This is a genomic window from Prevotella sp. P6B1 (assembly GCF_000702825.1).
GTDB lineage: Bacteria > Bacteroidota > Bacteroidia > Bacteroidales > Bacteroidaceae > Prevotella.
Map to the genome: position 1 here is coordinate 1 of NZ_JNKF01000011.1, position 12,054 is coordinate 12,054.

3 protein-coding genes are annotated in these 12,054 nt (G+C 42.4%); 2 read left to right on the forward strand and 1 reads right to left on the reverse strand.

What is annotated here, in order from left to right; genetic code table 11:
- The first annotated feature begins 42 nt into the window (after positions 1–42).
- Positions 43–7,689 carry a leucine-rich repeat domain-containing protein gene (locus tag T495_RS0104010; RefSeq protein WP_231495049.1) on the forward strand — a complete coding sequence of 2,549 codons (7,647 nt, stop codon included), beginning with the start codon at positions 43–45 and terminating at the stop codon, positions 7,687–7,689.
- A gap of 57 nt (positions 7,690–7,746) precedes the next feature.
- On the opposite strand, the gene T495_RS0104015 is transcribed toward T495_RS0104010, so the two are convergent.
- The gene (locus T495_RS0104015; protein WP_033147732.1) at positions 7,747–9,726 is read right to left on the reverse strand and encodes a BACON domain-containing protein; all 1,980 of its coding nucleotides are present in this window, start codon (positions 9,724–9,726) and stop codon (positions 7,747–7,749) included.
- Positions 9,727–10,101: 375 nt separating this feature from the next.
- On the opposite strand from T495_RS0104015, the gene T495_RS0104020 reads away from it, so the two are divergent.
- Complete coding sequence (locus T495_RS0104020; RefSeq protein WP_155993434.1) at positions 10,102–12,021, forward strand: DUF4842 domain-containing protein; 1,920 nt, start codon at positions 10,102–10,104, stop codon at positions 12,019–12,021.
- Positions 12,022–12,054: the final 33 nt, after the last annotated feature.

Here is a 12,054-nt window from a genome sequence, read left to right on the forward strand (position 1 = left end):
ACCGGAGAAAAGCTGAACGGCTCAGATGAAAAATATCCGTCGATGGTATTTGAGTACCTGACAGGTTACGGTACAGCGACCCTGATTAAGGTCAACGCTCCCGTTCCAGATGACAAGACGATATCAATTCCAGAGAAGATAACAATCGATAATGGTGAGTATACCGTGACCGCCGTAGGCGAGAATGTATTCAAGGATAATGGAGATAAGTCAAAGATTGAGAAGCTTGTACTTTCTGATGCCATTACCAGTATCGGTGACAATGCATTCCAGGGTCTTAGTGGTCTTCAGACAGTTACATTCTCTTCAAATTCGAAACTCTCTACAATTGGCGCGAGTGCTTTCAGTGGTTTATCTAAGTTGGAGGAGCTTCATCTGCCATCAGGTGTTGAGACTATCGGCACGAGTGCTTTCCAGAGCTGTAGTAGTCTGAAGAAGGTATGGCTTCCTGCTAACCTGACTGAGATCGGCAAGCAGGCCTTCGACGGCTGCAGCAAGCTGACCCATGTAAGTATCGATGCTATGACGCTTCCAAGTACATCGAGTGAGTTTGTTCCAGAGAACAGCAGTGCGTTGCTGTTTGTTCCTGCGGGCAAGCGTGGTGATTATGAAGGCAAGACGGGCTGGCAGTACTTTGCCAAGGTATATGAGGGCCATTTCGTAAATGAGTTCACTCCGTCAACTTCGGAATACAAGGATATGACCTTTATCTGCATCGAGAACGGAGCAGGTGAGGATAAGACTCGAAGCGCCATTCTGACGAAGTCAAAGACCAGTAGTGAGGATGTTGTTATTCCTTCATCTGTAACCTTGGATGATGTGAGCTACGCTGTGACAGAGATCGACAAGTCCGCCTTCAGCAGTAGCAGCAACCTGAAGAATATCACTATTCCAGAGTATGTTGAATCGATTGGTAAGGAAGCCTTTGCAAGCTGTACAAGTTTGACAAATATTTCATGCAAAGTCTCTGATCCTGCCCAGATGTTTATCGGAGATAATGCGTTTCCTGAAATGTCAATGGCTCTTTATGTGCCATATTCTGTTTATGATAAATATGAATTTGATTATCCGCATAACTGGACTCGCTTCAAGATGCATAAGGGCCTGCGAAAAGAGATAAAGAATCCGGATAATGGTTTGACTTATGAATATGCAGAAGATGAGCATTATGCAACACTGATTAAGGCTGAAGTTTTAAAAACTACTGTAGAAATCGATGACCATGTCGATGGTAAGAATGTGACGACTATTGCTAAGGATGCCTTTAGTAGTGCTTATAGTGCTGAAAATAAGAAAATCACCAAACTGATTATTCCTGACTTAGTTGAATTCATTAAAGAAGATGCATTCAGTAGTTGTACAGAACTGGAAGAACTATGGTTGCCAAAGACGCTTACCGAAATTGGTACGGGTGCATTTGTCAATAGTAAGAAAATAAAGACTATTCATAGTGACCTAATTGTAGTAAATGATATGCTGCCAGAACTGAAGGAGAATGTATTTCCAGCTTCTTTTGACACGAAGATCGAGATATTTATTCCAGAAGGTACAAAGGAGAAGTATCAGAATCAGACTGGTTGGTCAGCTTATGCGGATTGCTACATTCAGGGAGAAAGAAAGAATGCTCCTGCGGAAGGTGAATATAATACGTTGACTTTCGATTTCCTGACAGGTGAATATACAGCCACGTTGACTAATGTTACAGAACTCAAGGTTGATGAGGAAGGCCTATTCGTGATTCCCGATCAGGTATATTATAATAGCAAGCCTTACACCATAGAGGCGATTGGTAGCAACGTCTTCAAGAATGTTGATAAATCGAAGATTAAGAAGTTGAAACTTCAGAATGGTGTTAAAACGATTAATGAAAATGCATTCGAAGGCTTAAGCGCTTTGCAGAAAGTATGGCTTCCTGCATCGTTGACATCTATTGGTGAAAAGGCATTCACTGGTTGTACGAACATTACTCATATTTGTAGCGATGTCGCTTCTCCATTGCCTGTTAACGAGAATGTTTTCTCACTCAAAGTTAACAATACAGCCACGCTGTTTGTTCCAGTAGGGGAGAAGATGAACTATACAGGTGGTTGGATAAGCAAAATCGCAAACATTGTTGAGGGAGAGTATGAGACAGATATTCCAGGTGATATGACTTTCGCTTGCTATAAAGTGAAGAATGAGCGAGTAGAGGGGCAGCCTGAGACTTACACGCATTCGGCCATCCTCACGAAAGCAGCTACAAGCATTACTGAGGCGCTGATAAAAGAAACTGTCACAGACCAGGATGAGACGTATACAGTTCTCTCAATCGGAAAGAATGCGTTCCAGAATTGTAAAAACTTGGCTAATTTGGAGTTGCCTTCAAGTCTGATCGGCATAGGTGATAATGCCTTTGCTGGATGTGGTGCTATCAAAGAGATTGTTTCTGATATTGAAGGAAAGGATCTGTTCAAGATTTCAGAGAATGTATTCGATGCCCAAACCTATATAGCTGCTCAGGTGAATATTCCGGCAAAGAGCATTGAAGTTTATAAGACTCAGAATGAAGAACAATATGGCGCTTGGTACAAATTTGGTAAATATGAGGAAGGCAAATGGGAAGAGGTAATTAAGGATTACGGCTATAGTCTGAGATTCCGCTATCACACGGTTCAGAAGACTATTGCAAAAGTGATTGAGATTATTTCTCCAAGTAAAAACCCGAACAAGCTCATTATTCCTAACACTTTCAAACTGGATGAAGCAGATGAGGATAGTTATAGTGTAACTGAGATTGCTCTGACATCAGATACTCATTTTGATAGAGCTGCTGTTGATACCTTATATATATCAGATGGTATCAAGACAATCGCAGCCGGAGCATTTAAGGACTGTACTAATCTGTCAGAGCTCAAGTTGCCATCTAAGTTGGAGACGATTGGAGCCAATGCTTTCCAGAATTGTGAAAATCTGCAGAAGATATGGTTGCCGGCATCGCTTAAAACGATTGGCAGCAAGGCTTTCAACGGTTGTAAATTGACACGAGTATGTACTGAGACTACACTCACTATCAATAAGGATGTGTTCTCACAGTATAGTGCCTTCCTGTTTGTTCCTACTGGTACATCGGTTAAGGGTGTAACTGGTTGGGGAGATTTCGCCAGAGTATATGATGGTTATTATATGGGTGAGACAACGCCAAATAATGACAAGACCTATATCTATCTGAAGCAGAAGAATAATGATAGAACTGCTGTATTATTAGCATCGAACACCAGTGAGCCGATTCCGAACTATATCACGTTTGATAAGGCGCAGTATAAGGTAACTATCATTGGTGAGTCGGCATTCAGTGGCAAGGGACTAAATCTGGAGGATTGGAGAGAATTGCCCGAAAGCATTGTGAAGATAGAGAAGAATGCGTTTAAGAATAGCGGATTGAAGGAATTTAAGTTGCCATCAAATCTGACGACGATAGGTGATGGTGCCTTTAGCGGAAATAGAAATCTGTCAGTCCTGACGCTATCGGACAAGCTGAAGACTATCGGTGACGATGCCTTTAACGGCTGTAGCGCTCTGAAGCAGATTGCACTTCCGCAAACGCTGACGTCTATTGGTGCAAGGGCCTTTGCTGGTAATACGAATCTGGAGAAGTTGGTTCTTCCTAATGGCATCAATGAAATTAAAGAAAAAGCATTCCAGAACTGTAGAGCTCTTACACAGATGGAATTGCCAGCATCTCTGACAACAATCGGTGATAATATCTTCGATGGTTGTAGCAATCTGACTGCCGTTATCAGTAAGGTTGAGAACGACGAGGTGGTTAGTGGTTCAACGCAATCCGTCGCTCAGGCAATATTGTTTGTTCCTGAAGATAGTAATCTATCTAAATATGATGGATGGACTTTCTCACATAAAGTAAAAGGTGATAGAAAATTAGGTAATGCTAATGGTTTATATTATGCTTATTCTACAGGGGACAATAAGGCTATCCTGATTGGAGTTGACACAGAACTTACAGGTGGTGACATCAATATCCCAAGTACTATTACTCTGGATGGGAACCGGTGTGATGTGGTTGCCATCGAAAGGGATGTCTTCGTAGAAAAAACTGACATCAAGAGTGTGGTTATTGCTGAGAATGTCACGACCATCGGTGCCAATGCCTTCAAGGGCTGTACTAACCTGAGAAAACTGGAACTGCCATCTACGTTGAAGTCGATTGGCGAGAAAGCCTTTGATGGTTGTGACAACATTGCAGAAGTTGTGAGCCATAATAGGGATAATGATTTTATCCAAAACAATAAACTCTCTCTGCCGAATGCGACTGTTTACGTTCCTGAAAATACTCAGGACTTGTACGAGCAGGCCGGATGGGAGTGTGCCCATATCTATGCGGGAAGTAGAGTTGAACTGGAATGGCAAGGTTTGCGTTTCGCTTGCCTGACAGAAGTCCAAGAGGCTATCTTGGTAGATGCAACAGATACAACGGCACTCGCAAAGGCCTGGGAGGATGGAGAGATTCTTATCCCAGATTCAATCGCGATGGGAGAGGATGAAACTCTGACGTATTACCATGTAGTTGCTATCGCAAGTAAAGCCTTCAGTGGTAACACTGAGGTGAAGTTGGTAGAACTGCCGGCAACACTGACGGCTATTGATCCTACAGCATTCGAAGGCTGCACCAATCTGGCAGAGGTAGTCAGCAAAATTGATTCTACTGAAATCATCAACAGTATTGCACTGTCGTTGCCTGACGCTATCTTATATGTACCCGATCGTGCAAAGTACGTGGATACTGAATGGAAGTTCGCACAGATCTTTGTTGGCGAGAGAGTGAAAGCTGAACAAGATGGTATGTCGTTTATCTGTGCAACTGGCGATCAAACAGCTGTCTTGATTAAAGGCTCGGCTGACCAGTTGGGTAATGATTTGACCATACCTGGAGCTATTACTATTAAGATAGGTGAGGACAAGGATGCCAAGGACTTGGAGTGTAAGGTAACCGCTATCGCTGCAAATGCCTTCCAAGGCTGTAGCAACCTGAATCAGATATGGCTGCCTGCTACCCTGAAGAATATTGGTGAGAAGGCCTTCGATGGATGTAATGCCATCGCTTATATCTGTAGTACAGGCGATACGCCACTACCGATTAATAAGAATGTGTTCTCTGCTTATACAGCGACACTGTATGTGCCTGATGGTGCATTAAGCCGTTATGAGCAGAATGATGTTTGGAAGCTATTCCCTGTAAGAAGAGAGGGATACTTCGAAGGTGCTACAACACAAAATGGCTTGGCATTCGACTGTCTGACTGTTGGTGAAGATGAGAAAGTTGCCATCCTGACAAAGGCTGGGAATGAAGCCATCATTGAGATTCCTGCAACAATATTGTTGGAAGGTGATACCACGGTCTATCAAATGCGTACCATCTGCCAGAATGCATTCAAGAACAGTAAGAAGCTGGAGAAGATTATATTCCCCGAAAGCTTGAGAATGATTGAGGAGAAGGCCTTCGATCAGTGCTCGAAGCTGACTGTTATCACCAGTAGGGTGAAGAAGGAAGACTTGTTTGCCTTTAATAAGAATGTATTCCCAGAGTCCATCTATAGTACAGCAACGGTATATGTGCCTTATGATAAGGATGGCTTGACACTGGCTGAGTATCGGAATAAGTGGAATTATTTCGGTCGAAATAACTGGGCTCAGGGTGAAAAGAAGACTGGAACTGTGGGTGGTATGACTTACGATTACTTAGTAGGCGTTGGTACGGCTACCTTGACAGGATCTTCGGTTAATACGGCTGAGGTGACTATCGATGGTACGGTTAAGATTGATGGTGAAACCTATATTGTGACGACAATCGCAGAGTCGGCATTCAAGAATAACCCCAATAAGGCTAAGATGACGAAGCTCAAGATTGCCGAAAATATCACCACCATCGGTGCCAATGCTTTCCAGGGTTGCAGTAACCTGAAGATGGTATGGCTGCCTGCTAAGCTGAGCTCTATTGATGCAAAGGCCTTCGATGGCTGTAATAACATCACACATGTGTCGAGCAGCATCGAGAATCCTGTTGCTAATGACGCTGATAGGTTCCCACAAACTGCTACATTATTTGTACCGAAGGGTAAGAAAGCTAATTATAATAAGAGTGGCTGGAACAACTTCGCATACGTGGCAGAGGGTGAATTGGTTGACGTCTGCACAGTGGCTGACGTGACTTACGACTGCTTCAAGATAGATAATCAGAAGAAGGCTATCCTGAGAAAGTACGCTGCTTCGTCGAATGATGTGGTGATTCCTGCTTCGGTTGCACTAGGTAGCGACGCTTATACTGTTGCCATTATTGGTAAGTCGGCCTTTGCGGGCAAGACCGCTATCACCAGTCTGGTTATTCCTGCTGGGGTAGAGACCATTGATGCTGATGTATTCAGCGCTTGCAGCAAGCTGGTATGGATACAGAGTAAGATTGAGAATCCTATTGATATCCTGAACAAGAATGTATTCGCCATTAACACGCCCATACTGTTTATCCCATCGGCTAAGGCGGAGGCATATCGTGCGAAGGGCTGGAACTTCCTGAATATCTATGTAGGAGAAAAGAAGGAACAGACCATCGATGGCTGGACTTATATCTACTCTACAGGCGACAAGAAGGCCATCTTGACTAAGGCTGGCAGTGTTGGCAAGAGCCTGACAGTCAGTGGAACATTCAAGATCGGTAAGGGTGAATATACTGTAACAGCGATTGCAGAGTCGGTATTTAAAGGTAAGACGATTATTGAGGAACTGACTATCTCAGAAAATATTGAGAATATTGGTGCTAAGGCTTTCCAGAATTGTAGTAACTTAGAGAAGGTTGAGTTCCCATCAACGCTGAAGCTGATTGGTGATGAAGCCTTTGATGGATGTACACATCTGGTATCTGTTACCTGTAAGAGTCTGACGCCTGCTGTTATCGGTAGCGATGCGTTCCCATCGCCAGACATTACCATTAATGTTCCAAAGGATGTAGTGACCACCTATAAGAATGATACGGCTTGGGGTGAGTTTACGACAATCCTCGGTATTGTAGCGTCTATCTCGGATGAAACGGATGATGGTAACATCGCTGACTATGTCGATACGACACCTGACGGTGAAGATACTGAGCATACCATGGCTATCGTTGATGGTTCTGACGTGAAAGGTGAATTCGAAATACCTGAAAAGGTGGAAATGAATGGTGAGGACTACACGGTAACGAAGATTGCTGCAAGCACATTCGAAGACAATACAGAATTGACCGATATCACTATCCCGAGTACGATTGAGTCTATCGGTGAGTCGGCCTTCGCAGGATGTACAAACCTGAAGTCGATAACGGTTTACTGGACAGTACCTCTCGACTTGTCATCGGCTGCAGCTCGTGACATGCTGACAAGAACTGTAGGTAGCTCTGTATTCGAAGGTGTTGACAAGAGTACCTGTGTACTCTATGTTCCTGCCGGTTGTGTGGAAAAGTATAGAAACGCACCTGTTTGGGGTGACTTCCAGAACATCCTGCCAATTGGAACAACAGCTATCAATGGTATCGTCATTTCAGAAGGTACACCATTCGACGTTTACGATATGCAGGGACGTAAGGTGAAGTCGAAAGTAACCACACTGAAAGGACTGCCATCGGGTGTTTACATCGTGAACGGAAAGAAGTTCATGGTAAAGTAAGCAACAAAAAAATCATGGAGACCAACCAGTCTCCATGATTTTTTTATGTTCTGTTTGTTAGATGTTGGGCTTCTCGTAAATGGCCTCCTTTGTATATTCTGTATTATTATATACAAAGGTGATAATACATTTGACTGGCAGGTGAAAACTTGATCCAGGTTCTAATGTCGTTCCTAAAATACGATAATTACCAGCAGTAACCTCTTGTTCCTCCTCTTTGATCGTTGACTCGTTACCAATCTCACCGTCGGCACTGCCAAAAAGCTGTAGTCTCTTTAACTTGACTGTTACAGGACTATTATTGGTGAATTTCCATGTAAGCCTGCTGCCCTGCTTGACCAGATTGCCGTCAAAGATGGCGGTTCCTCCACTTTTTACGCTCACCATGTCTGTTATCTCACATACCTTTACCTTGCACTTAGCGACATGCTTGCCATCGGCTGTCTTGACAGTAATCGTTGCATTTCCTTTGCTGATACCCTTTACGGTGCCGTTGTTGACTGTAGCAATGGCAGGTTTGTCCGTACTCCATTGAATATCCTGTTTGGTCAGGTTCTTCACGGTCACTTTCTTCTCTTTACCAATCAGTACTTCAATGTTGTTGGTCTCGAAGTAGAAGGTGTTGTTCTGCTTAATGGTAACAGAAGCACTATAATCCAGCTTATCATTAGAGATGGTGACAGAACCTTCTCTATCAGTGCCCTCGCCAAGTGGTGCAATGGTTAGCTGATGCTCATGAGAGGCAAGTCCACGGGTTGTGGCAACCTCTTGGATCCAGTCCTTATACTCGTCGGGAATGGTCAACTGGTAGTCTGTGTTTGCATTGACGGTAAGCGTAATCGTACCGCCAAGTTCGTCGATCTTGAATTCCTTGGTAGGTATTTCGATTCCCTTCTTGGCTTCTTGAGTAATCGTCACTATTTCGGATGCATTGCTATTTTTATCATATAACTTGATATTGGCTGTTCGGGCATCGTAGGTCTTATTCTCATCAATCGACAGGCTGAGTAGTCTGCTTGTTACACCACGTGATTTATTGGAACGCTGCTTGACCCATGAAGCGCCTTGGAAGTCGATGTTATAATCGAAATTACTCTTCACCTCAATATCAAGATCCTGCTTTTGGCTATCAACGGTATATTCAGAAGTGTTTAAGGTGATGATGGGGCCTAATGAGTGCTGGTTAACTACAACTTCATCATACACAGTGCTGTTGTTGTCGAAGAATTTAATCTTAGCTGTGCGCTCATTGTAATCATCATTTTGGGTAACCTTGAATTTCAGTTGGTGCGACGACATGCCACGTGTTGCACTTATATCTTCCTTCAGCCATTCTACATCGGGCATCTGTATGCTGAAATCAAAGTTACTGCTGATGTCAACAGTAAAGTCCTGTTCAGCTCCAGTGAGATTGAGTTCATTTTCCGACAATACTAACTTGCCTTCACCAGCCTGGTAGATAGTCACCACTTCTTCCTCATTTCCGGCATGAAAGTATATCTTACCTTCGCGCTTATCGTATTCTTCACTGGGGTCGATGGAAAAGGATAAGATAGACTGGTCTAATAAACCACGCGTGCCATTTTCCCTCGGATGTATCCAGTCTTTATAGTTTTCTGGGATTGTATAAGTGTAATCCTTGGAGTGGTTTACCTCTACATTGATGATAGCGCCATCATTTGCTACCTTAAAGACGTCGGTGGTTAACGTGATGGCTTCAAGGCGCTTTTGGGTTACTCTGATGTTGCGGATGGTATCGCCACAAACGAACTGGACAATCACACTACGGTCTTCGTATGTAGGGTTGTCAGTGACTGTAAACTTGACCTTTTTACTACCAGAACTACCTTCGGTTGGACTGATGGTGAGCCACCGTGTTCCATTTTGGGTACTTGCAATATTCATCGACCACTTCAAGTTGGCACTGAAGGACATCTCAATTTCACTGGCTTCAAAACCGAAGTTCATGGTATTCTTAAAGTAATCAACTGCACCTTTAGGGATCTCGACTTCTGATTTAATATTCCCTTCGGGCATTTTTATACAAGACACTTGGCTCATGCTGCATAATGCAAATGCAATACTAATCTTAATTAAATAGCCTTTCTTCATTTATTACTGGTTTTATTATTCGTGCGTGCAAATTTAGGTATTTTTTTCCTTAAGTCCAAATTATATCATCAAAAAAGCGCTGAAATTCATATTTATCACCTATATTTTTCTTATGAACTATTGTAGTTGTATGTTGCTCATGATGCGTTTGTAGGTCGAAATAGCATGAATAATCTTAATAACTGACTATTGTAATAAATGTTAAAGGTAGAAGATTAATAGGAGATTTTTTCGTATTTGACTAAAAAATGCGTATCTTTGCAGCACAAAACAATAAGAATCGATTTAATTTTGACGCGTATGAAAAAATTTGTTTCTATTGCAGTCGTGGGTATTATATTATCCAGCTGCGCCAAGGGCTTTGATGTTCCTGAGCAAGATCCCAATACAGGGACTAAACCAACACAGGGAGTAACGGATGAAGATATCCAAGCAAACTTTAAAAAGATTTTTGGTGCTTCATATTCTACTGAGCAGGATTGGATTACAACTAAAAAAGGCTCTGTTAATGTCAGTGCAAACTCTGCTGTGAAGAAGGTCGCTATTATGGCTTTGGTTGCTCAGACTGATGAAGATGGTGATTCATTCAACTCAATGACCATTCTGAATGAAACAGCAACCAACGGTCAGTCTTCATTGAGTATCAATTATGATGCTCCTGGTAAGATTGAAGGCTTGTATGCTGCTTTCTATACAGATAAAGGTTGTTATTATGAAAAGATAGAAGGAAACTCGGTTGCATTAAGTCAGCCTGCGCAGACTCGTGCCGTTGATGTGTTCCAATTCCCAACAGGTGAGTTCAAGATTGCCTCAAATGAATCGTCTTATGCTGCACAGCGTGAGGGCTATTTGGTTGATGGTGTTACCGATGAGAGATTGTATTCTATCGATAATTATGCAGGTTTGAAAATGGATGCTCCTGCTTATACGGATGGTTATGCAGAGAGACTGCGAGATTTGATTTTCGCCTACTTCCCCAATGGCAGAAGTCATAAGAATTATAGTAAGGTACTTGCTACTGGTTATAGTGATGACAATGCTTATCGTACGACAACGGGTGAGAATAAGCCAATTGTAGTTTGCCCGATTTACAAGTGTGACCGTGCCAAAGTTTATGGTAATGAGGTGTATAATTCAGATTTGTACTATTATTATTTTAAGGAGGCTGATTTGAATGCAGCTGCAAATAAAGTAGCTTTCTTACAGAATCTGCCAAAATATAAACTGATTCCGTTTAACAAGCATTTCGGCGATGAAGAGGATGACGTGCTCGAAAAGCGTTCTGCTTATGCATGTCTCTATTTTGGCGATGGTGCTCCTGAGGTAGGAAAACAGGGTACATTCCAGTTCCCTGCTGGTTATAAGATTGGATTTATGGTGCGTGCCAAGACCGATTATGCTGAAGAAAAGACTGTGAATGGTGTAAAGGAGAAAAAGCCAAGAAAGCAGGGCGAACTGTATTTTGATGGTCGTTTGAATACAAAGATTAATAGCGATAAGAATTATAATTTTGAAAGTTCTGGTCTTAAAGAAGGTCAGCCTCGTGCCACATGGTTCAAAATGGAAGACAGAATCCTTCTCTGCTGGGAGTCGGGTACTGATAGTGACTACAATGATATCCTTATGGAGGTTGAAGGTAGTGTTACCGATCCTGAGACAGTAATAGAGTTTGAGTATAATACTTATACCTATTGCTTCGAGGACAGACAGTTAGGCGATTACGATATGAATGATGTCGTTATTAAGGCAAAGCGTCTGGACAATACTCATGTACAATATGCTATTGTGGCATGCGGTGCAAATGATAAACTGTTTGTGAAGAATATCAAAGCAGGTGTTATCAACGATAATACAGAGATTCACTCTCTCTTCGGTAAGAGTACGAGTCAGTTTATTAATACGGAGAGTTCAGCTGATTATATAGAGCCCATCGTAGTGACGAAGGAAGTCAGTGAATCATTCAGTTTCCTGGATGAGGCTACTCAGCCATATCTCTACGACAAGACTACTGGTATGGAAGTGAAGTTGTCGAAGAGAGGCGAGGATCCTCACGGCATCATGTTGCCATACGACTTTAAGTATCCGCTTGAGAAGGTTTGTATCAAGGATGCCTATAAGAAATTTAATGAGTGGTATAATAAAAATCCAAATCTGGATAAAACTGTAGTCGAAACAAATTGGTATACCCAGCCTGTAAACGGGAAGGTTTATACAAAGTAATATTTTCTAAATTGATAATAGGAATCGTGTGAG